This window comes from Paenibacillus sp. J22P165 (genome assembly GCF_059692015.1).
In genome coordinates this window covers 231,492-255,089 of record NZ_JCAUAP010000011.1, presented here as the reverse complement: position 1 = coordinate 255,089, position 23,598 = coordinate 231,492, and the positions used below count along the sequence as shown (strand labels likewise).

The following is a 23,598-nucleotide window of genomic DNA, read 5'->3' as shown; positions in this document are numbered from 1 at the left end:
GGAGTGGAGAACCGACTGCGAGAAGATTAGGCCCGCCCCCCAAAGCACAAAAAAAAGCAATCCCCACGCAGATAAATCCACGCAGAGAATGCCCTTCTTACACTACCAAGTCTTCCGAAGGGTGAATAAATCCTGCAGTTCATCATTCGAAAGCTCGGTAATCCAGCCTTCAGAAGAGGAGATGACGTTGTCGCTTAGGCTCATCTTGCTTTCGAGCATCTCGTCAATCCGTTCCTCGAGTGTGCCGAGTGAAATGAACTTGTGGACCTGCACGTTGCGTGTTTGGCCCATCCGATAAGCGCGATCGGTCGCTTGATTCTCGACCGCGGGATTCCACCAGCGGTCGAAGTGGAACACGTGGTTCGCCGCGGTCAAGTTCAACCCAACGCCGCCGGCTTTCAGCGACAGCACGAAAATATTCGGTCCATCGCTTTCGGCGGCTTGGAACCGTTCAATCATGCGGTCTCGCTCCTGCTTCGGCGTGCTCCCGTTGAGGTAGAACACGGGCTCTCCGCGCTGCTTGGAGAGCACATCCGCCAGCATGCGGCCCATGCCCACATACTGCGTGAAAATCAAGCACGAATCGCCCTCGTCCCGGAGCTCATCGACCATCGCAACAAGCCGCTCCAGCTTCGCCGAGCGCTGCACGAGCGCTTCGCGCCCATCCTCGCTTTGCAGCATCTCCTCAGCCAGCTCCGCTTCCTTCGTGAGCAGCATCGGATGATCACACAGCTGTTTCAGCTGTGTCAAAGCGCCGAGGATCGCGCCTTTGCGCTCCATGCCTTCGAGCTTCTTCATGCGCTCCATCAGGTCCTTAACGGTCTGTTCGTACATCGCGCCTTGTTCGGCGGTTAAGTTGATGTAGACCTTCATTTCCAGCTTATCCGGCAAGTCGAGTTGGATAGCAGGATCTTTCTTTTTGCGGCGCAGCATAAAAGGTTTAACCAACTGCTGAAGCTGCGCGGTCCGTTCCGCATCCTGATGCTTCTCGATGGGGTTCGCGAAGCGAACTTGAAAGCCGCGCTGATTGCCAAGGTAGCCCGGATTCAGGAAATCGTAAATCGACCAAAGCTCTGATAATCGATTCTCAATAGGCGTGCCCGTGAGGGCTATGCGATGAACAGCGTTCAACGAACGAATGGCGGCGGATTGTTTATTTTGCGCGTTTTTAATATTCTGTGCCTCGTCCAAACAGAGGGAGCTCCATGTGTAGGGCTGAAGCGTCTCTTGATCCATAAGGGCTGTCGTATACGAAGTGAGGACGATGTCCATGCCTTGCAAAGCATCATCCAAAGCGCCGCCACTCAATCGACCTTTTCCATAGTGCAGCATAACGTTAAGTTCTGGAGCGAAGCGTGCCAGCTCCTTCTGCCAGTTACCAAGCACCGAAGTTGGGCAAATGAGAAGAGCAGGCTGCTCAGAAACCGGTTTATGCTGCAATAAATAGGTGATGAACTGGACAGTTTTACCAAGTCCCATATCATCAGCTAAGCAAGCACCAAGCCCGAACTTACGCAGATAACTCAACCATGTGAACCCTTGGTGTTGATAGTTTCGGAGTTCGGCACGCAGACCTTGCGGCACAGGGAGCAACTCAAGATCGGAAGGTTGTGCTAGCTGTCTTAACATTGCTAAGAGATGTTCATTCAGTTCAACCTCTAACTGCAGCCGCGCTTCTTCTTCCGGATCGATATCGTCGGGAGGTATGCCATCGCCATCCCATGAGGATTTGGTCTTATCTCGTTCTAGCTCACTTAATAAATGCAGCTGGAAAATATCTTGCAGGGACAAGCCCTCAGCTGGATCAATGCTATCCATCAGTCTACGAATCTGATCTAGGAAGGCAGGATCTAAGTAGATCCACTGTCCGCGGAAACGAATAAGCCGTTCGTTACGGCTGAGCAGATTATTGAATTCTGCTTCGCTTAATTCGGAATCTCCGATCGCAATACGCCAATCAAAGTTGACGAGTGAGTTCATTCCGAACAAGGACTCGGTTTTACCGCCACCGCCACCAGCTCCTCCGCCTGCTTCAGCAGCGACCTTAGCGCTTAGTCTAGGCTTTCTTTTGGCAGCAGCTTCCCACCAAGCAGGAAGCATAACGTTCCAGCCATCCTCTAGCAAGATGCGACTGTCCTTGGTCAGGAACGTCCAAGCTGAGTCATCGCTCATCGGATGAGCGAGCAGTTCGCCGTCGTCGGCCATGCGAGGCAACGCTTCTAGCAAACGCGTAACCCAACCAGGGGCACGCTCCATTACGAACGGGCTCCATTCGGATGCCCATGCGCCTGAAGCTGTTCCATCCACATGCAAACGAATCGGTGTGAGCAGTGTGCTGTCTTGTTTGTCCTGGAGAACGAGTCGTAGCCGCCACTCGTCTTCCAGTTCATCCGGCTCAAGCAATTGCAGCGCTGGGCGGAACGGTGCTAGGTCCGGACGCCATCCCATGGCGGAGAGCCATTCATTTTCTGTAAAAGCTGCAGGAGAATCGTCAGCTAAGTTCGACTTGCGATTAGCCGAGAATAATGCTGGATAGTCACGGCGTAAATCCGCCATAGCGGCGTCATCAGCATAATGCGATTCAAAGACCGCCACTGAGAATGCCGCGCGTAATCCTTTTAAACCCTCGCCAAGGTCATCCATGCTATCTAACATAGCCCAATCTATAGCAGCGAGTTCTTCTGCACTGCGATCCCACGTCCAAATTAACTGACCATTGCGGAAGTCCTCGTAGCTCGGAATATACTGGCCTTTTTGAGCAGCTTCATAGAGAAGGGGAGCTACTTGCAGCATAAGTTGTGCGGAATCGGTCCCCATTTCCCAGCTCACAATGTCGATGAAGTTCGGAGCTGCAAAGAAAGGGAGCACATGCTCCACAGGGAGAATTGTTACGGCTAGCTCACCAGCTTGCTGCGTCTCAAGCAGGGTGCCATAGAGGGAAGGTTCGTGCCAGGTAAACAGCAACTTCCGGAAGTGATCGCCGGAGACGTCTCTTCCATCCTTGAAGCCCCATAGCAAGGCATCACCGCCATCCGTTAGGGACATACATAATGACATTTCATGCAATTTGGTGCTCATTCTAGCAGCTTCCCTTTCTTCAATTCTTCCTGCAAGGCGCGCAGCCTGCTAAACCGACTGACGAATTGGGTGAAGAATGCTTCCCAACGTTCGGGTTGCTTTAATTTTTTGTACACTTTCTCTAATCGCTTTAAAAGCCTTACGGCTGATTTGTAATCATGTCGGTTTTTCAGTCGAATATAGTGTTCTATCGCTTGGTGATAATAAGGGAGGAGTAGCTCAGGTGACTCCTTCTCAATAGGCTGCAGAACATTCACTCGATGTGTGAACGGGTCGTATCCTTGCGCGATTTGCATTTCGATCCATGATTTCCATTTGCGCTGTTCATAATAGAACGCTTCGATGATGCGATAGGAGGCAGGCAGTAGTTCCACTAACGACTCCCACATCAAGTCATCTGCATCGGGAACGTGAGCTATCGCGACTTTCCAATAGGCGGCGTAGGATTCGATGTCATGGTGTCTTTTGCCACTATAGAACGAACTTAATCTGCGCAGCCAATGTACAATTTCTTGCCACTTTTGAACATATTCCAAGTACGCAAGAAATGGTGTGAAAAGAAGCGATGGCGCATCTTTGAAAGAAGCATGGGATGTAATGGTGCTCCAAGCTTCATCAGACTTCGATTGGCGGAGATACAGGAAAGCTCGTCCTGCAATCAAGGAGAGAGAGAGCTCAGCAGCTTCCATCGCTTCGAAAGCAGCCATTTCCGCGGTTAGTAAGCTTTCATTCTCTGGCGCTTTAAAAGCCCAAAACGTCGAAAACACCCGAAAGTGATGTAGTTTTTTCGGCGATTCAATGGCCATTTGTGCTCGGAGATAGGTGAAGGTCTGCGTTAATCTTTGCGTGTGTTGACCAGCGTCCAACGTATCGCTGACAGGTTCTTTCAACCAATCATCAAGTTCATCACTTAAGTGATAAATGGTAGCGGCTGTGTAGAACGTGACACCAGCTTGTGCGTTCTGTTCTACAATTTTACGTAAGATAAATAGCCTTTGATGCAAATCGAAATAAAACAAATCCGTCTCGGAGAATGGAATGACTGTTCGCTTAAGATTGGCGAATTGCCCTCGCAGTAATTCAACATAGTTCCATTGATCGTAAGAGGGCTTGAGATGATAGGTGTAATGCTCCATGAATTTGTGCCAGCCATCGACGGTCATCCTTGGTAATTGTTCTAAAGAGGATACCGAAGAGGATTGAGCGGCCACCCGTTTCAAAGCCATCTTGGCATTCATTATTTGAGAAGCAGGGTAACCTTGGCGATCTGCCAGCTCCATTAAGGCTGCCGCAACATGTTTACAGGCTGTCTTAACAGGGCAGGTGCAGGAACTGGATTTCAATTGGTTGAGGTCAATTCCGACCATACACTTTTCGCCAAACTCTTCCACGACAGCATTAACCTTCTTGTTCTCAGTTGAAATAAGTAGCGATGTGACCATCTGCTGTTTATAAAAATGAAAGCCTCGACTTAGCGTAACTTCATTATACGTTTCAGCCACATATTCGAGTAATTTCGACCATTGTTCATCATTCAAAACGGGGGTAGAAGACATGAGTAAACTCCTTCGGATACTTACAATAGGAACACATGTCTCTATTATAAAATGTCGAGATCAACTTGTAAATTTTACAAAGGCAATTTATAATTGGCCAACTACATAGATCAGTCCTTTTCCTCTAAATGAGAGGAGTGATTCATCCGTGTGTAACGATCACTTGACTTTATATACTGTAATAATTATAATTACAGTATGCAGTAACATTTCTAGTGAAGGTGGCGAGGCGTATGTTGAACGTAGCAATTAGTGATTGGGTTGTCGCAACAACAAGTGAAGATGAAATGGTTCATGGGTATGTAGAAGCGATTGCTTGGCAGCATGGAATCGCGTTCGTACATGTCATCGCGTCTGATCAAGACGAAATCATTGGCCATCTCATTGAAGTGAAGCTTTCTAGTGTGAAGGCATTGCCAACAAGTGGTTTGGATACAGAAGCTAGTGTTCGCAGTATGATCGATATCGCGCTTGAAATCAAGGATGAGCAATGGTTTATGGAGTTAACTGATAGCTTGCTTTCTCTACAATCCAATGAATCCAAGACTACGACAGACAAAGTGATTCATGGATCCTATTCGAACCGATTAGGTGTGGATCAGCTGTAAACGTGCTATGCGTAAATGTATAACGATAGAACTCATAGATGTGCGACCGCCAATTTACACGATAACTTGCGCAGCAAGCTTATTCGGTAGATTGGTTTTTTGTTTTTGGAGATTTCTGCATGTAAAAAGGGATCTTCGATCCGCGGATGAGCAATAATGAAACAATTGCTTCCTAATGTCGGAACGACGATCCCTCTATTGATTAATTCGATGTTGCAGGCTTCCCTGCGGGCTTGGCAGCAGGCACTCCTTTTGCGACTTCCGCTGCGAACAGCGTCTGCATTTCGGTGATTTTCTTGATATCAGCCGCCTCGATTTTATCCGCGAAATACTTTTCAACAAATAGCTCCCAAGTAGGAACGACTTTCTGTGTTGTAATAGTCTTTACAGCTGTTTTAATCAGTCGCCGTTCTTTCGCATTCGTGAACATATCGACGTACTGTTGCTTACGATCGAAGTCGAGATCCGTGAAGATCGCGCGGAACACTTCCGCTGTCATGCGGGCATCATCCAAAGCGCGATGCGCAGATCCTTCCGCTTCGATGTTAAGATCAAGAAGTGCGGCTTCTACGCTGACGTCATTGGTTACTTTTTTGAAACGAGTGAAGCCTTTGAGTAAATCAAAATAGCCTACAGCCATCCAATAGGCATCGTCCAGCTTGTGCATGCGCGTATCAAAGACGATTCGTTTGACATCTTCGCCGCCCCACGTAACCAGCAACAGTTCCTCGCTCCGATTTAGCCACTCCAAGAAATCAGTAATGACTTTGCGAAAACCAGCAGCTTCATCAATATCTTCTTGGGGAATGCCCGTTTTCTTTTTAATAAAAGCATTTAATTTGGAAAAATAGACCGGTTTTATCAAAGCTGAGAATTCATCGACTTGTTGAAGAGAAGCATCTAGGCGAACAGCGCCTATCTCGATAACCTCCATCGGTAAATCACTGGCAAACTTGCGGCCGTTAAATTCGATATCTAATATAATGTAATCCATGCTGTGGGCCCCCGTTTCATCTCTATCCTATCATTTTAGCAGAAAATGCTTAGGTTGCCAGCTTCTGTTTCCGATACACGGCACGTAATGCTAGGCTGAACAAGAAACCGGAGAGTGACATTACCGATACCCAGATAAATAACGTGTGTCCTCCGAACTGTTGATAGAACCATCCGCCTAAGTAAGAAGCGACAATACCTGAGATACCGAAGAAGATAATAGCAAGCACGGTTTGTCCCGTAGCACGCCACTCTTCAGGGACAATCTGATATAAATACTGAATCGCAGCCGAATAGAAAATTGGGAATGTGAACGTTTGGAGAAGCTGGATCGCAACGAGCACATGAGGATCGGTTACATAAGCGCTGACGAGGAAACGCAAGAAATAGAAGAAAGCGGCGAATGAGATCAGAGCTAATTCTTTGCCTTTACGAAGCCACCAGAAGCTTAATGCAAATACTAGAATTTCACTCCCAGCTGCTAGGAAGAAAGCAATACCGACCAGGTGATTGCTGCCGCCTAATTCTCGAATATAAACCCCCAGAAATGTATCGTTAATCCGTTGTGGAACGGCACATATGAAGATGAGGACCATGAACCATATCGTTTCTTTATTTCCAAGGAAATTGCGCAGACTACGAAGCGAAATCGGTTTTCCAGTTACAGGTGCATCCGGTAAAGCCAAGCAAATGATCAGGCTGATAATACCAATGCCGCCAAAGAGGTAAGCTAAGCTATGAATTCCGAAGTACTGTGCGGCATAACCGACGATTAGAGACATGACGGCATAGCCGACTGCACCGAATGTACGGATGGAGCCATAGCTTGTTCCAAGGCGTTCGGCTGTCTGGAAATTAAGACTTTCCGTTAATGGATCTAAGGGCATTAAGAAAAAGTAGAGAAGCATCGTAAATAATAGCAGAATAATAAAGCTCTTGGAGTCATACAGCAAGTAGCCGATGATCGTTGAACAGAAAAGAAGAAGTAACATAATTTTCTTAATGGTTTTCGTACGATCGCTAATCATACCCCATAACGGCTGGGAAAAGATCGCGATGAAGCCACCTGTTCCGATGATGAGCCCAATTCGAGAGGTTGAAAGTCCTTGTGCGTCTAAGTAAACAGGCAAAAATGAAACGAATAATGCAAGTAAAGCAAAGTACATAAAGTTAAATGATCGTAATAAATTGGATGAATGCATGATAACCTAACCTTCCTTGATGAACTAGCGGCATGCTGTCGTAAAGGTACATTCTATCATGTTGTGTAAAAGATGCAAAAATAATTTATCAAGATCGTAGCCCAGAAGGCGGGATACCGGTTACTTGTTTAAATTGACGGCTAAAGAAATAAATACTGCGATAGCCAAGCGCTTCTGCGACTTCGCTTACATTCATGCCAAGCTTTAGCAGATAAGTTGCACGCTCAATTCTTTTGTGAATGAGATACGATTCAATGGTTTGCCCCATAATTTCTTTAAACTTAAGAGAGAAGTAGCGCGGGGAGAGGTGGGCTTCCTTGGCTAAATCTTGAATGCGATGTTGTCGCCCGGGATCCTGCCGAATGTGAGCCGCGATATCCATAATTACCTTGTTCAGTGATCGTTTGGCTGGGTCACCTAAAGTTTGATGAGCGGGTGCTTGACGTTCAAACAGCAAGAGAATCAGCCGTAGCAACCCCTTCGCTTCTTCCTCATGACCAAATGCTTGGGTCAGACAGACATGAACGAATCGATCTAAATAGGTTTCATGGAATTCTGCGGGATCGAAGTGCACAAAAGACGGCAAAGACGCAAGTAGAGAGGAATCCCCAGTGGCAGAGAAATGGATGTAAGTCACGGTCAGCGGGCGTTCTGGATTATGTTTGGCTCGAGAAAGGTCACCTGGCCTGAAGAGGAAGCAATCCCCGGATCGTACAGGGTAAACCTTACTATTTAAGGTGACCTCACCTTCGCCATCCCATACATACCAGAAATCATAGTCGGTGAAGGGGTCATTCTCGCGACTCCATTTCCAATTGACTTCACAATGTACTTTTCCATAGTAAGTCGTGAGTTCTAGGGTATGCGATGTGAAAATAGACATGAAACGTCACTGCCTCTCTATGTAGAATAGTGCAAATAGTTATGTGTAAGAATGCATTTATTTTACTACCTTTCGCTTCTATAATAAAGCTATTAATAGTCGAATTATTTAAATGGAGGGTTATCGCTATGGCTAAATTAGAACAAAGCAATCCAACACCTGAAGAAATTTCGGCACAATTGTATCGCTATGATCGTATTGCAGAGAAAATTAATGGGTTTACGGATTGGAACGAGTCTCATCTTGTCAATTACTGGCGTGAGGGCTATGCCGCTGTTGAACACATATTAAATGAAGAAGAGATTCAGATATCGAAAGAAGCTTTGCATGATCTTATTTTTAAAGATGATAAAGGCGCTCAAATTCAATTCACGAAACCGAAGAGTGAGTTGAAAACGGATGAAGAGAAGGAACTGGCAATACGGAAAGTGAATGATTTTGTTCAAGTAGAAGAGCGCTTACAGAGGATTGCGGAGCATCCAGCGATTTTAGCCATGGTTCAAGATATTTTGGGGGAGACACCGCGGCTCGTTCAGAACATGGCTCTACTCAAACCTCCGCATGGTGGAGGGGAGAAGCCATGGCATCAAGATATGGCTTATGGGAATTTGGCCTATGAGAAACCTGTGGTAGGTGTGTGGATCGCACTTGATGAAGCGGCATTAGACAATGGTTGTATGCATGTCATCCCTGGCTCACATGCCGATGGGGCAACTCCTCATTACGCCATTCGAGACTGGCAGCTTTGCGATGCTCATGTGCAAGTGGAGAGGGATGTGGCGGTGCCTTTATTGCCTGGCGGCATTCTTTTGTTCCACGGATTACTCAAGCACGGAACACCCTATAATCTATCGATTAAGAAGCGTCGTGCCTTGCAATTTCATTATGTAGGAGAATCAGCCACGAAACTTACGCCGAAAGAGTATAAACGGTTTTTCACGAATGAGATGAGCGGTGCAGAATGTTAATTTGATCATTGATTTTAATAGATAATCCTCCTTCCGAGAGTTTGGGCAGGAGGATTATTTGTTATGTATACGCGGTTTTGAAGGAGATGAATGATGTCATCTGGTCTAAAAAAAGATAGACTTTTTAAATAGTTTAATGTCTAGTAAGTTTTCTAGTAGTCAAAGGCATATTTTACCAATCTTAAAGTCTATTGCCGTATTGTACAAGCGATAATAGTAAATTGTTCATAAGATGCATTATTAATTAGGAGGTGTAACTTATGAGTGATGGAGTAACAGGCCCAACGGGTCCTATTGGGCCTACGGGCTCGACGGGTCCAAGAGGTTCGACAGGAATACCGGGAGCAACAGGGCCGACAGGAGCACAGGGAGCAACGGGTCCAACGGGTACTACTGGGACAACAGGAGCAAAAGGCTCAACGGGTGCCATTGGAGCAACGGGTCCAACTGGGGCACAGGGTGCCACAGGAGCAACAGGAGCAACGGGGACAACAGGAGCAAAAGGCTCAACAGGAGCCATTGGAGCAACAGGACCAACTGGAGCACATGGTGCAACAGGAGCGACAGGGGCAGCAGGAGCAACAGGAGACGAAGGCGATACTGGAGCAACAGGTGCAACAGGACCAACAGGTGCACATGGTATTACGGGTGCAACTGGAGCAGCAGGGGCAGCAGGCGTTGAGGGAGATACCGGAGCAACTGGAGCAACAGGGCCAACTGGTGCAACAGGAGGAACTGGTGCAACTGGACCAACCGGAGCGACTGGATCTACAGGAATTGGTGCAACAGGAACAACGGGGGCTACAGGAGCAACCGGACCTACCGGAGCTACTGGTCCTGGCGTTGGGGAAACTGGAGCGACTGGTGCAACTGGAGCGACTGGTGCAACTGGAGCGACAGGTTCGACAGGCGAAACAGGGCCAACAGGACCAACAGGTGAAATGGGATTACCAGGTGAAGCTGGAGCAACCGGTGCAACAGGTTCGACAGGAGCAACAGGAGCTACAGGAACAGCAGGATTGCCAGGAGTAACTGGCCTTTCAGGAGCAACAGGCTCGACAGGAGCAACAGGAGCAACAGGAGCTACAGGTGTAACAGGTCCGACAGGTCCAACCGGATCTACAGGAACAGCAGGATTGCCAGGAGTAACTGGCCTTCCAGGAGCAACAGGCTCGACAGGACTAACAGGAGCAACAGGTCCGACAGGTGCAACTGGAGCAACGGGTGACGCAGGATTGGCCGGTGCAACAGGAGCTACAGGAGTTACGGGTGCGACAGGCCCAACAGGTGCAACTGGAGCAACGGGTGACGCAGGATTGGCCGGAGTAACAGGAGCAACAGGAGTTACTGGTGCGACAGGCCCAACAGGAGCAACAGGAGTTACGGGTGCGACAGGCCCAACAGGTGCAACTGGAGCAACGGGTGACGCAGGTTTGGCTGGAGCGACAGGAGCTACAGGGGTTACGGGTGCGACAGGCCCAACAGGTGCAACTGGAGCAACTGGAGCAACGGGTGACGCAGGATTGGCCGGAGTAACAGGAGCAACAGGGGTTACGGGTGCGACAGGCCCAACAGGTGCAACTGGAGCAACGGGTGACGCAGGATTGGCTGGAGCAACAGGGGTTACGGGTGCGACAGGCCCAACAGGTGCTACTGGAGCAACGGGTGACGCAGGATTGGCCGGAGCAACAGGGGTTACGGGTGCGACAGGCCCAACGGGTGCTACTGGAGCAACGGGTGACGCAGGATTGGCTGGAGCAACAGGAGCAACAGGGGTTACGGGCGCGACAGGCCCAACAGGTCCGACAGGAGCAACAGGAGCAACAGGTCCGACAGGTCCAACTGGAGCAACGGGTGACGCAGGATTGGCCGGAGCGACAGGAGCTACAGGAGCAACAGGTCCGACAGGTCCAACCGGAGCAACGGGTGACGCAGGATTGGCTGGAGCGACAGGAGCAACAGGGGTTACGGGTGCGACAGGCCCAACAGGTGCAACTGGAGCAACTGGAGCAACGGGTGACGCAGGATTGGCCGGAGCAACAGGAACAACAGGGGTTACGGGTGCGACAGGCCCAACAGGTGCAACTGGAGCAACGGGTGACGCAGGATTGGCCGGTGCAACAGGAGCTACAGGGGTTACGGGTACGACAGGCCCAACAGGTGCAACTGGAGCAACGGGTGACGAAGGTTTGGCTGGAGCGACAGGAGCTACAGGAGCAACAGGTCCTACAGGTCCGACAGGTCCAACTGGAGCAACGGGTGACGCAGGATTGGCTGGAGCAACAGGAGCAACAGGAGCAACAGGAGCAACCGGCGCAACCGGAGCAACAGGAGCAACAGGTGCTACTGGAGCTACAGGTCCGAATGTACTTGCAGATTCATTCTCAGCTTCTAAAACTTCGTTAACTACAGCTGCTTCTACGCAACTTACTACTTGGTCCGTTGCAAACCCTTATTATAATGGAACATCATTTGATCCTACTGGTGGGAACTTTACTGTTCCAACAACAGGTAGATATCAATTTGAAGCGACAATTAACTATACCACTACGGCAGCATTAACCGTAAGTCTTGGTGCTGGTGTAAGCCCATCGTTGGTAATCCGCAGAACATCACCAACGACTACAGATTTATTATCTGCATTGTTCCCTATATTAAATGTTAACGTCGCTTTAATTTTAACTTTAAGAGCGATTTTGGGAGATGGGACGGTTACAATGTCAGGTGCAGTTGAATTGACAGCAGGTGACGTTGTTGGTCTCTTCTATGAAGCGGATGGATTAAGCATTTCCCTTGATCTAGGAGCAGGAAACGCAGCTGGAATCGTTTGGACAGCGTTCCGCATATTATAAAAAAGGATAAACGATATGCAGTAATTTGAGTTGTTCTGCAAGATAGTAAGGGCTGACCTCGTGGTCAGCTCTTATCCTATACATATATTATTGCGTGTCATATGGACATATAGTCATATGCATATTTTGGGATGGACAACCATCTATTGCCAAAAAGTACAGACAAACCTTGTGTGTAATTCGTATGATGAATCATCACAGGAGGTGTTGTAATTGAGTCTCTTAGTTGGCAAAAAGAAAAGTTTACTGCCGCTGAAAAAGCGTGTAACCATTAAAAAAAGTGGAGCTAAGCTCCACAAAGTAAGCGGCTGCGGTTGCCACAAAAAAAGAAAAACAGGAAAAAAAGGTTGTCACAAAGTTGTTGTAGTAAAACTGCGGCGCAGATGTTGTAAGAGAGGTCCGAAAGGAGATCGTGGTCCACGAGGGTTCAGAGGGTTTCGTGGTGCTATGGGTGCAACAGGAGCAACGGGTGCGACTGGAGCAAACGGATTAGCAGGAGTAACTGGAGCAACTGGTGTGACAGGAGCAACCGGAGCAACAGGGCCAACAGGGCCAACAGGACCAAAAGGAAAGCACGGGGAAGATGGTAAAGACGGTAAAGACGGTAAACACGGTAAAGAGGGAGAACGTGGGCCAAAAGGTGAAACTGGTGCAACTGGTGCAACTGGTGCAACTGGTGCTACAGGACCCTATGGGGAAGGTCCGATAGGTCCAATAGGTCCAGTAGGTCCGATAGGTCCGATGGGTCCGATGGGACCGATAGGTACAATGGGTCCAATGGGTCCAATGGGTCCAATGGGTCCTACAGGGCTAACTGGAGCTACAGGAATACAGGGATTAGCGGGAGCAACTGGAGCAACCGGAGGAACAGGATCCACAGGAGCTACCGGTGCAGGTGAAATGGGCCCGATGGGACCAATGGGTCCGATGGGACCAACAGGATCCACAGGCGCAGGAGAAATGGGACCGATGGGTCCAATGGGTCCAATGGGACCAACAGGACCAGGAGTAGGTGATACTGGAGCTACCGGTGCAACGGGAGCAACAGGAGCGACAGGAGCAACAGGATCAACGGGCGCTACAGGAGCAACTGGGGATATTGGGGATACGGGAGCAACAGGTTCAACTGGATCAACTGGATCAACCGGAGCAACAGGAAGTACAGGAGCAACCGGAGCAACGGGCGATGTGGGTGAAACAGGAGCAACAGGTGCGACGGGAACAACAGGAGATACAGGAGCAACAGGTACAACTGGCGCGACAGGAGCAACAGGAGACGTTGGTGAAACAGGAGCAACCGGAGCAACGGGTGCAACGGGTGATACAGGAGCAACAGGAACAACGGGAGCAACCGGAGCAACAGGTGATGAAGGTGTAACGGGAGCAACCGGAGCAACGGGTTCAACGGGAGCAACCGGTGCAACAGGAACAACGGGAGCAACCGGAGCAACAGGTGATGAAGGTGTAACGGGAGCAACCGGAACAACAGGAGCAACAGGAGCGACCGGAGCTACAGGCTCGACGGGTGCAACAGGAGCTACAGGTTCAGCAGGAACAGCTGGAGCAACGGGAGCTACAGGCGCAACGGGCTTAGATGGTGCAGGTGCGATTATTCCTTTCGCATCTGGGCTTCCAGCTACTTTAACTACTATTCTTGGAGGTCTAGTTGGAACATCGACGCTTGTAGGCTTTGGTAGTAGTGCTCCAGGAGTAAGTATTGTTGGTGGTACGATTGATCTTACAGGTACTGTTGGAGGCTTGCTAAACTTTGCTTTCTCAGTTCCACGTGCAGGAACAATCACTTCAATCGCTGCTTATTTCAGTAATGTTCTAGCACTTTCTCTTCTAGGTACAACGGTTACAATTACTGCACAACTGTATAGCTCAACAACGCCTGACAATATGTTCACAGCAATACCGGGCGCATTAGTTACATTGCCTGCTTTAACTGGTGTTATCGCAATTGGAGATACTTCAAACGCAATAGCAGCGATGAACGTTCCAGTTGTACCAGAAACACGTTTACTGTTAGTTTTCTCGGCTTCGGCTACTGGTCTTAATTTGGTAAACACAGTCGTAGGATATGCAAGTGCGGGGCTTGTAATCGTTTAATTGAATGCCAGAAAGAGCTAGCCCATGCGGGTTAGCTCTTTCTTTTTTTTAATAATCATTACTCGATATCGAATTCTTTCATTTTGTTATAAAGCGTTCCACGCGAAATACCGAGGAGCTTAGCTGCTGCGCTCTTATTTCCTGCAGTTTTTGCTAGTGCCTCTTCGATTAATGTGATTTCATCATTTATACTACCTTTTTCCTTTAAAATCATCGTTACTGTCTCATCATCCTGAACGAAAAGCGACTGCTGTTCTTGGAGAGCAGAAGGTAGTTGGTCTAAGGTCAACATTTCATCTTCATTTAAAATAATGCTGCGCTCGATGACATTTTTCAATTCCTGTATATTGCCGGGCCACTCGTATTGCGTCAATGCTAAAATGACTTCTGGTGCTAAGGTGGGAGCAGGTTTCTGATAGTGCATCGAAAATTGTTTGAGATACATATGAACCATCGCTGGTATATCCTCGATACGCTCACGTAGAGGTGGAATCCGGATGGACACAACATTCAGTGCGTAGTAGAGATCTGTCCGGAATTCATGCGCAGCAAGCTTGCTGGCGAGATCTTGTGTCGTAGCGATAATAATGCGTGTCCTCACATTGATCGGTTGGTTCCCACCAGATCGGACAAGTGTCTGCTGTGTGATATAGCGATATAGCTTGGCCTGGAGATCCAGTGACATTTTCTCAATATCGTTAATAAATAGTGTACCCTCTTTGGCTTGTTCTAATTTACCGGGTTGTCCACTTTCGCTTCCACTGAAGGCGCCGCCTTGATAACCGAAAAGTTCGGTTTCCAATATCCCCGCTGGTACGACACCGCAATGTACGGTCAAGAAAGGCTGCGCTGAGCGCGAACTAGATTGGTGAATGATCTGCGCCAATTGCTCTTTTCCTACCCCGGATTCACCTATAAGAAGGACAGGTGTTACGGTGGCTGCGACTTTTTTGGCCCATTGGATGACCTTGCCGATGGCAGGCCCTTTTCCTTTAATTAGAGCAAAAGGGTCATCATGTGAAGTTCCTAAAGGGAGTCCGACAGACTCAACGGTTGTTAATTGTTCATTCAATCGCACCAATTGTGTAATATCTTGTTCGGTTGCAATTCCACCAATAATTGTGCCCGCGGCATCTTTGATCGGTGAGGCATTGATAAGGACATGCGTTTCAGGTCGTGGGCGGTGATACGTATTGCGGATGAGCCGGCCTTCATCTAACATTTTCAGAACCATCAAAGTCTCGATGTCAAAATGCTCTCCAATCCGCTTGCCCACAATATCTGCTCGCGGCAGTCCGTAAAGATCTTCTGCGACAGGGTTCCAGCAAATTACGGCACCTTCCCGATCAACAACGGTTACGGCATCGGTCACGGTATCTGCTAGCGCAGCAAAGTAGGCGTACCACTTCTGTGCTTCTTTCATCGCATAGTCCGCATACCCAACTGAAGTGAGATAACCAACAATCGTACCTTCTTCATCTAGGCATAGCATGTTGCGTTTCATTCGATTTTGAAGTTCGTGCTTATTTGCTTGTGTGGTTAAATGCGCCAGAGCATACAGCGGAGTAGTGAAAAAAGATGTCATCTGCACTAAATCAGCCACATACACAGCCGAAAAAGCATGCAAAAGCGCCATATCCTCAGGAGTGAATAACGCCACGGTTTGATCGGAATGAACAAGTGCGGCCGTGCCATTAAGAAGCAAAGCCCTAACCTCCGAAAGCTTCGTCTCAATAGGAAGTGTTTGAAACTGTGTGTTCAATGGAAAGTGTTCAGGAATGAACATGTTGACCCTCTTTTATCCGCCTTATTTGCTATTAATTTACCATGAAAAGGTAGGTGATTCAACACATCTTGGCCCTCGTATGAATATTGTACAGAGAAGAAAAGGTTTTTAATTGTTTTTGTACAAATTTAAAAATATTTTGTACAAATAGTGTTCAAAAACAAAAATAAAGTGTATAATCCAATTATAAATTAAACATAAGTGTACAATTTCTTCTTGGAGGCAACCACAGATGGAACTCATGATGCGTAATATGTTTCAATCCCTAGGTAAAAGTCGCGCAGCCAATCGCTTAGCGAAGAAATATGGACTCCGTTTTGGCGCTGCTCGTTTTGTGGCTGGAGAAACGATCCAACAATCGATTAACGCGGTGCGTGGCTTGAATCAAGATGGCCGCGTAGCAACACTGGATCATTTGGGTGAGTTTGTTTTTAGCGTGGAAGAAGCATTAGAGTCAGCTGCCATGTGTATCCAAACGTTGGATGCAATTGCTGAGTCAGGTGTTCGCTCCAATTTATCGTTGAAGATGACTTCCTTAGGATTGGATATTAGCAGAGAACTATGCGTAAGCAGCATGAAACGTATTCTAGATCGTGCTCGCCTCCATGGGAATTTTGTCCGTATTGATATGGAGGATTACGCGCATTGTCAAGTTTCGCTTGATATTTACCGTGAGCTTCGCCAGGAATATGACAATGTTGGGATTGTGATTCAAGCGTACCTGTTCCGAACCCTGCAGGATATGGACGATCTGAATCAGCTAGGCGCTAATTTACGTTTGGTTAAAGGCGCTTACAAAGAGTCTCCAGAGGTTGCTTTTCCAGAGAAAAGTGCTGTCGATGAGAATTACAAAGTCATTATTCAGAAGCATCTGTTGAATGGACATTATACAGCGGTCGCCAGCCATGATGAGGCTATTATTCATTTTACGAAACAATTTGTACGTGAGAATAACATTGGAAAAGACCAATTTGAGTTCCAAATGCTTTATGGTATCTGTGAAGATTTGCAAAAGCAGCTAGTGAAAGAGGGCTACCGCGTTCGCATTTATGTGCCATATGGTGTGGATTGGTTCGGTTATTTCATGAGAAGGTTAGCGGAACGTCCAGCTAATGTCTGGTTTGTTCTTAAAAATATGTTCAAATAAATAAGCTTTCTATTCGGAGAGGAGCCATTATACATGACTACATTAACAACGAAGGTAACGCCATACGCGAATGAACCGTTTACGAATTTTGCACTAGAGGACAATGTGAAGGCAATGCAAGCAGCGATTGCAAAGGTGAAAGGTGAACTCGGACTTGAGTACCCTCTATACATTGGTGCAGAGAAGGTTATGACTGAAGCGAAGATTACTTCGATTAACCCAGGGAATGTGGATGAAGTTATTGGTTATGTGAGTAAGGCGGACCAGGCTTTGGCTGAAAAAGCAATGAACGTCGCACTCGAAACTTTCGAATCCTGGAAAAAGGTTCCCGTTAGAGAACGCGCGGAATATTTGTTCAAAGCGGCTGCACTTATGCGTGAGCGTAAGCATGAGTTCTCGGCGCTAATGATTCTTGAATCCGGAAAAAACTACGTAGAAGCTGATGTGGATACCGCGGAAGCGATTGATTTCATTGAGTTTTATGCGCGTGAGATGATTCGTTTGAGCCAAATCAATGAAGTTCAACCCTTGGTGCGAATTCCTGGTGAGAACAATCAGATTTCGTATATCCCGCTAGGTGTTGGTGTTGTGATTCCACCATGGAATTTTCCGTTGGCGATTTGTGTAGGGATGACAGTATCTGCTGTTGTTTCAGGTAATACGGTGTTACTGAAGCCAGCGTCTACGACGCCTGTGATCGCGCACAAATTTGTAGCTTTGATGGAGGAAGTGGGTCTGCCAGCTGGTGTCATTAACTTCATTCCGGGTAGTGGTGCTGAAGTTGGCGACTATTTGACAACACATCCGAAAACACGTTTCATTTCCTTCACAGGTTCCAAAGAGATTGGCTTACGTATTAACAGACTTGCTGCAGACGTTGCTCCAGGTCAAATTTGGATCAAACGTGTGATCGCTGAAATGGGTGGTAAAGACGGTATCGTCGTTGACGAAACGGCAGATCTGGATGCAGCAGCGGCTGCAATTGTAGCTTCGGCTTTTGGCTTCCAAGGTCAAAAATGTTCCGCGGGTTCCCGCGCCATCATCGTCGAATCTGTCTACGATGAAGTGGTTGAGAAGGTAGTCGCTTACACGAACAGACTACAAAGCGGACTGCCAGAATTGAACTTCGCGGCAGGTCCGGTTATTGATAAAACGTCGTATGAACGGATTTTGGACTACATCGAAGTAGGTAAAAGCGAAGGCACATTGTTAGTTGGCGGAGACAAAGCGGAAGGTAATGGCTATTACATTCAGCCAACCGTGTTCGGTGATGTTAGCGGCAAAGCCCGTTTAATGCAGGAGGAGATTTTCGGACCTGTACTCGCGATTGCAAAAGCAGCGAATTGGCAAGAAGCTATTGCGATGTATAATGATACGGAGTTCGGATTGACGGGTTCGTACTTCTCTACAGATGAAGATCGCATCGCAGAAGCTTTGGAAACCGTGCATTGTGGTAACTTGTACATTAACCGCAAATGTACGGGAGCACTTGTCGGCGTGCACCCATTCGGCGGATTCAACATGTCCGGTACGGACTCCAAAGCTGGCGGCTACGACTACTTGATGCTGTTGACGCAAGCGAAGTTGACTTCGCGTAAGGTGTAAGAGATGATTGTCGGCTGAAGAGCAGATGACAATAGATAGAGAAGGCCCCACTTCGATGAAGTGGGGTTTTATATTTTAGCTCGACGCGTACTGAAAGTTGTATTCGGTAAACTCGAATTACTGTTTTACTTACCTTATTTTTTGTGTTTGAAACGACTCAATACTCTCCATTAAAAAAGTCCTCCGCTTTTCGATAAAAGAAAGAATGAATCCTCGTTCTTCTAAAAATATTTCCTCGTGGTCTTTTTTATTTGGATCAAGATGGATAAAAGGATGTAGCAATTGCTGCAGTGAAATAATTTCTGGTTCTAGTGCCATTTCCGTAAAATGCTCACGAAAAATGACATGCAAAAGACTGCAATAGGATGAGCGAAACGAGGGCACATCCAAGATACGTGCAGTGAGTGTATTAAACCCCTCTATCGGAAGATACGTATGCTTCAGTATGCGTCCATTCACATTTCTCCCCCAGGTTGCATCATAATCCCACGGAATAATAGTAAAACGTTCTGTTTCTCTATTTCGATATAAGGCGTAATTGTGAATAAAACCGTCGAAGTTTTGAGTACATACGGCTCCTGCTAACCACCGAAGGTAACTATCGATATCTAACAGCTTTTCAATTTCAGTTTCAAATTGAGCGACTGGGGTTGTGTTGATTTTATAAATAAACGTGCGCAAAGCGGCATCGTCTGCAACAGTTCCGCACTTTCTCATATACCCTTCTTCAAGGGAATCCTTAACTTCAGAGGTTTTAGGACTAAGAAGTGAGAAATTGGCATTCGAATTTATAGCGTAATAAATCGGCCCGTCGGGCAATTTTCTTATTTGTAAAAAACGACTATCTACAGATTCAAGCTTCAAATATATACCGGTAAATTGTTCATTGATATACAGTAGCACATGGTAGGTTTGTGGTGATAGGGTACCGATGCGGGTAAAAAAGTCAAAGGAGAGCTTGTTTCGTATCAGTGAGGGGTCTGCGTATTCAGCATTAAGATGAAATTCTCGTTCTCCTTTGTAAACCATTGGTGAAATGAACTTGACCTGAAACGATCTTTTGGGGAATTTACGTGTATGTGAGCCCCGATATGCCAGCTTTATCTGATATTCATCTTGATCAAGGCGAAGAACTGCTGGAATCCAAAGCTCTAAGTTCATGTTCTTGTTTAATTTTTCAAGCTGCTCGGGAATTACAGTAATATGAAAATGTGGGATAGAAAGATTATCATTGATCATTCTGCCACCTCTTGTAAGTTGTATTTTTATATAATTATAGTATTAAGATTTCATGTGAGATGTCACTCAACTAGGGGAATGTTTGTTTTCTCTACTAGCCCTCGCAATATATATTCTAGCTCATAAACTATTAATACAATGGAAAGGGGGGGGATAATTGGAGAGGTTAAATAAAGAGGAACTTAAACGTATCGTGGATGCGATTGAGCCGGAACTGCAAATTTATATGAGTAAAAATCCGGAAAGATCGCAATCAGATTGTTGCACGACAACGTCCACGACATCGTCCTCATCATCAAAGTGTTGTAAGAGAGGGCCTAGAGGGAAGAGAGGGCATAAAGGGAAGAAAGGAAATACTGGAGCAACTGGATCGACGGGAGCAGCTGGAGCAACTGGATCGACTGGTGCAGCCGGAGCAACTGGATCGACGGGAGCAGCCGGAGCAACTGGATCGACTGGTGCAACCGGAGCAACTGGATCGACGGGAGCAGCCGGAGCAACAGGATCGACGGGAGCAGCCGGAGCAACTGGAGCGACTGGTGCAGCCGGAGCAACTGGATCGACGGGAGCAGCCGGAGCAACTGGATCGACGGGAGCAGCCGGAGCAACAGGATCGACGGGAGCAGACGGAGCAACAGGATCGACGGGAGCAGCCGGAGCAACTGGATCGACTGGTGCAGCCGGAGCAACTGGATCGACGGGAGCAGCCGGAGCAACTGGATCGACGGGAGCAGCCGGAGCAACAGGATCGACGGGAGCAGCCGGAGCAACTGGATCGACTGGAGCAACTGGAGCAACTGGAGCAACTGGAGCAACTGGAGCAACTGGATCGACTGGTGCAACCGGAGCAACTGGAGCAACTGGATCGACGGGAGCAGCCGGAGCAACTGGATCGACTGGAGCAACTGGAGCAACTGGAGCAACTGGAGCAACTGGATCGACTGGTGCAACCGGAGCAACTGGTGCAACCGGAGCAACTGGAGCAACAGGAGCGACACCAGTCAATTTTACAAAGGTTCTTAATTTTGGTGGAAATAACGCAGGATTCCAACGTTTAGCAGGGTCACCAGGAGCGCTTTCCAATAGGGTACCTTATGTCGATGCAGCGAATGGAAGTGTAGTTGCTTTTTCTGGAGCAATAGATGTAAATAACTTACCTGCTGGAACGTATCTTTTCCAAGTATGTTTTGATGTTATTAATACTGCAGCAGTACCGTTAGCAGCAAACATCATATCTACAATTAGTCTTACAACCACGGTTACCCTTACCGGAACCATAATTTTCTCAATTAGACCTACAGATGTAGGATCGCAGCCCGTGCGACTTTCCAATGGTGCTGCATATGCTGTCACACCAAATGCCACTGTAACATGGACAAGTAATATAGCTGGTAACCCTGTCATAAGAAATGATGCAATTTCAGTATTCCTAAATATGAACGTTACACAAAATGCCGTTTATTCTGTGTATATTTCATCTGCTATTTAGCTAAGGGAAGGACCGTCTTAGGCGGTCCAGTTCTGGTTTTATACCTATGGTTAAAAACTTTGCGTTGTTGACCATGGTGATTCTTTTGGTTTACATATTTCTAGGATCAGTCGTTTTAACTAGGTAATCTCAGTAAGTGTTCTCTCCTCCAATTACCTTCCCGCCAATCTTAATATGAAACCTCAATGTGCTATTTTAGCTCATTTTTGCCACTACTAACTAAATCACTTGGATTACTCACTTCTCGAACCCTCATTAATCAACTAGTTGCTCACGCGGTACGGATTTGAGATAATGCTCGTAGTGAAAAATAGATGAATGGGAGTGACATCCGTGGACAAGCAGCAACCGACACAACAAACTCTAGCTTTTATTGGTTCTTACGCCGATGCGAAGAATCCAGGGGTATATACGGCACAATTTAATGCAGAAACAGGGAGTCTTACATTAACACACAACGTATCGGGGTTACAAAACCCAACTTTTCTTGCTGTGGACGCAGACAATTCAAGACTATACGCACTCGGTGAAGGTGTCGGTACAGAGGGGCAAAAATGCGGAGCGGCTAGTGCCTACTCGATTAATCTCGAGACAGGAGAATTATCCCTACTCAATCAAGAAAATACCTTGCCAGCTACAACTTGTCACATTCAGTTAGACAACACGAACCAAGTGGTGATGGTGACTAGTTATCATGGTGGTATGGTGGGGCTATCGCCGATTCTAGAGGATGGTCAAATTGGGATTCCTGCTGATATTCGGCAGCATGAGGGTGCAAGTTTACTTCCGGTACAGGATCGCCCGCGTGCGCATTCTGTTTTCGTAGATCGTGCGAATCGATTTATCGGTGCTTGTGATTTAGGACTTGATAAAATTTTTCTATATAAATTAGATCTCGTAGCGAAGCGTCTCATTCCACATGATGAAGTCTCGATTAAACCAGGGTCCGGACCACGACATTTTGTATTTCATCCATCCTTCGAGTTTGGTTATGTCATTAATGAGCTTGGGTCTACAGTGACGGCGTTTGGCTATGATGAAGAACGAGGACAACTTTCTGAATTTCAAAACATAACGACATTGCCAGTCTCCTACGATGGTGAAAATGCTTGCGCAGACATCCATATCTCACCTGACGGACGTTTTCTGTATGGTTCCAATCGTGGACACGATAGCATTGTTGTCTATGCCATTGATGAACTTACAGGCCACCTCTCGCTAGTTGAACATGCGCCTACGCTAGGGAAGCATCCCCGTAACTTCGGGATTTCACCAGATGGTAAATTTGTATTAGTCGCGAATAAAGACTCTGACAATATCGTAAGTTTTTCACGTGATGAAGTAACCGGGAAGCTTGTTCCGACAGGGAGTGTTCTCGAGATGTCACAGCCAGTATGCATTAAGTTTCTCGAGGTATAATGACTCCTTTTACAGAGCGGGTAATCTTCGTCATTGGATCCATACCCGAAGGAAAAGTAATGACATATGGTCAGGTTGCGCGGCAAGCAGGGAGTGCTAGAGCGGCACGGCAAGTTGTGCGCATTTTGCATACGATGAGTAAGAAGCACCGACTCCCTTGGCATAGAGTTCTTAATGTTCGTGGTGAAATTGCCATTCAAGATGATGAAGGTGCGCAGTTGCAAAGGTTTTTGTTAGAGTTGGAGGGTGTTCATGTTACGGATGAGCTAACAGTTTTCCTTGAGGACTATCAAGTTCGAACGGAAGCAGAATAGTAAACAAATAATATGATATTGGTTGTGAAGCACACGCCGTTTTTATCATGGTTACTGAGGATTTAGTCCATTCAGTGATTGTGGTGAGAGCGGCGTTTTGTTTTGTGTCCATAGGAGGAGAGGAGGGCTATGAAATTTGAACAAACCCTAGACGAGAACGATTAGAACGTGGTTTAGGACACGCGGAGATGGAATTTCTTCGTACAATTTGGTATCCGAAGGTCGGTAACTTCAATGATCTAAATCCGGAGTGGGAAGTTCGTGACTTCGCGAACGGTTATCGTTATTTGGATTTTACTTATAAGCCGAGGTTACTGATAGGAAGCACCCCACAGGAAAATTCTGTA

General features: G+C 47.1%; 16 protein-coding genes and 1 pseudogene. 10 read left to right on the top strand and 7 right to left on the bottom strand.

What is annotated here, in order from left to right; translation table 11 throughout:
* Positions 1–102: 102 nt before the first annotated feature.
* Both AC58QM_RS27250 and AC58QM_RS27245 read right to left on the bottom strand, forming a co-directional pair.
* Positions 103–3,078, bottom strand: a complete 2,976-nt coding sequence (locus tag AC58QM_RS27250; protein WP_497287929.1) for a DEAD/DEAH box helicase — start codon at positions 3,076–3,078, stop codon at positions 103–105.
* Positions 3,075–4,634, bottom strand: a complete 1,560-nt coding sequence (locus AC58QM_RS27245; RefSeq protein ID WP_497287928.1) for an SWIM zinc finger family protein — start codon at positions 4,632–4,634, stop codon at positions 3,075–3,077. The genes AC58QM_RS27250 and AC58QM_RS27245 overlap by 4 nt, the downstream gene beginning before the upstream one ends.
* Positions 4,635–4,867: 233 nt before the next feature.
* On the opposite strand from AC58QM_RS27245, the gene AC58QM_RS27240 reads away from it, so the two are divergent.
* Entirely contained in the window at positions 4,868–5,242 is a 375-nt protein-coding gene (locus AC58QM_RS27240; RefSeq protein ID WP_497287927.1) for a hypothetical protein, read from the top strand.
* Between the two features lie 202 nt (positions 5,243–5,444).
* Here AC58QM_RS27240 and AC58QM_RS27235 read toward each other — a convergent pair whose 3' ends face one another.
* From AC58QM_RS27235 to AC58QM_RS27225, 3 genes are all read right to left on the bottom strand, one after another.
* Entirely contained in the window at positions 5,445–6,236 is a 792-nt protein-coding gene (locus AC58QM_RS27235; RefSeq protein ID WP_497287926.1) for a 3'-5' exonuclease, read from the bottom strand.
* 49 nt (positions 6,237–6,285) lie between these two features.
* Positions 6,286–7,437 carry an MFS transporter gene (locus tag AC58QM_RS27230; RefSeq protein WP_497287925.1) on the bottom strand — a complete coding sequence of 384 codons (1,152 nt, stop codon included), beginning with the start codon at positions 7,435–7,437 and terminating at the stop codon, positions 6,286–6,288.
* A gap of 88 nt (positions 7,438–7,525) precedes the next feature.
* On the bottom strand, positions 7,526–8,320 hold the full coding sequence (locus AC58QM_RS27225; RefSeq protein WP_497287924.1) for an AraC family transcriptional regulator: 795 nt from the start codon (positions 8,318–8,320) through the stop codon (positions 7,526–7,528).
* A gap of 128 nt (positions 8,321–8,448) precedes the next feature.
* Here AC58QM_RS27225 and AC58QM_RS27220 point away from each other — a divergent pair, with 128 nt between their 5' ends.
* The 3 genes from AC58QM_RS27220 (at position 8,449) to AC58QM_RS27210 (ending at position 14,252) form a co-directional block, all read left to right on the top strand.
* On the top strand, positions 8,449–9,288 hold the full coding sequence (locus AC58QM_RS27220; protein WP_497287923.1) for a phytanoyl-CoA dioxygenase family protein: 840 nt from the start codon (positions 8,449–8,451) through the stop codon (positions 9,286–9,288).
* Positions 9,289–9,581: 293 nt separating this feature from the next.
* Positions 9,582–12,140, top strand: a complete 2,559-nt coding sequence (locus AC58QM_RS27215; protein WP_497287972.1) for a collagen-like protein — start codon at positions 9,582–9,584, stop codon at positions 12,138–12,140.
* A gap of 213 nt (positions 12,141–12,353) precedes the next feature.
* Positions 12,354–14,252 (top strand): exosporium glycoprotein BclB-related protein, encoded by a 1,899-nt coding sequence (locus AC58QM_RS27210; protein ID WP_497287922.1) that lies wholly within the window; start codon positions 12,354–12,356, stop codon positions 14,250–14,252.
* A gap of 58 nt (positions 14,253–14,310) precedes the next feature.
* On the opposite strand, the gene AC58QM_RS27205 is transcribed toward AC58QM_RS27210, so the two are convergent.
* On the bottom strand, positions 14,311–16,038 hold the full coding sequence (locus tag AC58QM_RS27205; RefSeq protein ID WP_497287921.1) for a sigma-54 interaction domain-containing protein: 1,728 nt from the start codon (positions 16,036–16,038) through the stop codon (positions 14,311–14,313).
* 232 nt (positions 16,039–16,270) lie between these two features.
* Between AC58QM_RS27205 and AC58QM_RS27200 the strand changes: the two genes are divergently transcribed.
* Positions 16,271–17,185 (top strand): proline dehydrogenase family protein, encoded by a 915-nt coding sequence (locus AC58QM_RS27200; protein WP_497287920.1) that lies wholly within the window; start codon positions 16,271–16,273, stop codon positions 17,183–17,185.
* A gap of 33 nt (positions 17,186–17,218) precedes the next feature.
* Positions 17,219–18,790 carry an L-glutamate gamma-semialdehyde dehydrogenase gene (gene pruA / locus AC58QM_RS27195; protein ID WP_497287919.1) on the top strand — a complete coding sequence of 524 codons (1,572 nt, stop codon included), beginning with the start codon at positions 17,219–17,221 and terminating at the stop codon, positions 18,788–18,790.
* 129 nt (positions 18,791–18,919) lie between these two features.
* On the opposite strand, the gene AC58QM_RS27190 is transcribed toward pruA, so the two are convergent.
* The gene (locus AC58QM_RS27190; protein ID WP_497287918.1) at positions 18,920–20,029 is read right to left on the bottom strand and encodes a CotH kinase family protein; all 1,110 of its coding nucleotides are present in this window, start codon (positions 20,027–20,029) and stop codon (positions 18,920–18,922) included.
* A gap of 157 nt (positions 20,030–20,186) precedes the next feature.
* Between AC58QM_RS27190 and AC58QM_RS27185 the strand changes: the two genes are divergently transcribed.
* From AC58QM_RS27185 to AC58QM_RS27170, 4 genes and pseudogenes are all read left to right on the top strand, one after another.
* Entirely contained in the window at positions 20,187–21,518 is a 1,332-nt protein-coding gene (locus AC58QM_RS27185) for a collagen-like protein (protein WP_497287917.1), read from the top strand.
* 333 nt (positions 21,519–21,851) lie between these two features.
* Positions 21,852–22,937, top strand: coding sequence for a lactonase family protein (locus AC58QM_RS27180; protein WP_497287916.1), 1,086 nt, complete (start codon positions 21,852–21,854; stop codon positions 22,935–22,937).
* Positions 22,937–23,251 (top strand): MGMT family protein, encoded by a 315-nt coding sequence (locus AC58QM_RS27175; protein ID WP_497287915.1) that lies wholly within the window; start codon positions 22,937–22,939, stop codon positions 23,249–23,251. Before AC58QM_RS27180 ends, AC58QM_RS27175 begins: the two co-directional genes overlap by 1 nt.
* 143 nt (positions 23,252–23,394) lie before the next feature.
* Positions 23,395–23,559: pseudogene (locus AC58QM_RS27170) on the top strand (transcriptional regulator); the annotation flags it as partial.
* Positions 23,560–23,598: the final 39 nt, after the last annotated feature.

Coding starts and splice junctions, on each gene's coding strand:
- AC58QM_RS27250 (WP_497287929.1), bottom strand. CDS start 3,078: ATGAGCACCAAATTGCATGAAATGTCATTATGTATGTCCCTAACGGAT.
- AC58QM_RS27245 (WP_497287928.1), bottom strand. CDS start 4,634: ATGTCTTCTACCCCCGTTTTGAATGATGAACAATGGTCGAAATTACTC.
- AC58QM_RS27240 (WP_497287927.1), top strand. CDS start 4,868: ATGTTGAACGTAGCAATTAGTGATTGGGTTGTCGCAACAACAAGTGAA.
- AC58QM_RS27235 (WP_497287926.1), bottom strand. CDS start 6,236: ATGGATTACATTATATTAGATATCGAATTTAACGGCCGCAAGTTTGCC.
- AC58QM_RS27230 (WP_497287925.1), bottom strand. CDS start 7,437: ATGCATTCATCCAATTTATTACGATCATTTAACTTTATGTACTTTGCT.
- AC58QM_RS27225 (WP_497287924.1), bottom strand. CDS start 8,320: ATGTCTATTTTCACATCGCATACCCTAGAACTCACGACTTACTATGGA.
- AC58QM_RS27220 (WP_497287923.1), top strand. CDS start 8,449: ATGGCTAAATTAGAACAAAGCAATCCAACACCTGAAGAAATTTCGGCA.
- AC58QM_RS27205 (WP_497287921.1), bottom strand. CDS start 16,038: ATGTTCATTCCTGAACACTTTCCATTGAACACACAGTTTCAAACACTT.
- AC58QM_RS27200 (WP_497287920.1), top strand. CDS start 16,271: ATGGAACTCATGATGCGTAATATGTTTCAATCCCTAGGTAAAAGTCGC.
- pruA (WP_497287919.1), top strand. CDS start 17,219: ATGACTACATTAACAACGAAGGTAACGCCATACGCGAATGAACCGTTT.
- AC58QM_RS27190 (WP_497287918.1), bottom strand. CDS start 20,029: ATGATCAATGATAATCTTTCTATCCCACATTTTCATATTACTGTAATT.
- AC58QM_RS27175 (WP_497287915.1), top strand. CDS start 22,937: ATGACTCCTTTTACAGAGCGGGTAATCTTCGTCATTGGATCCATACCC.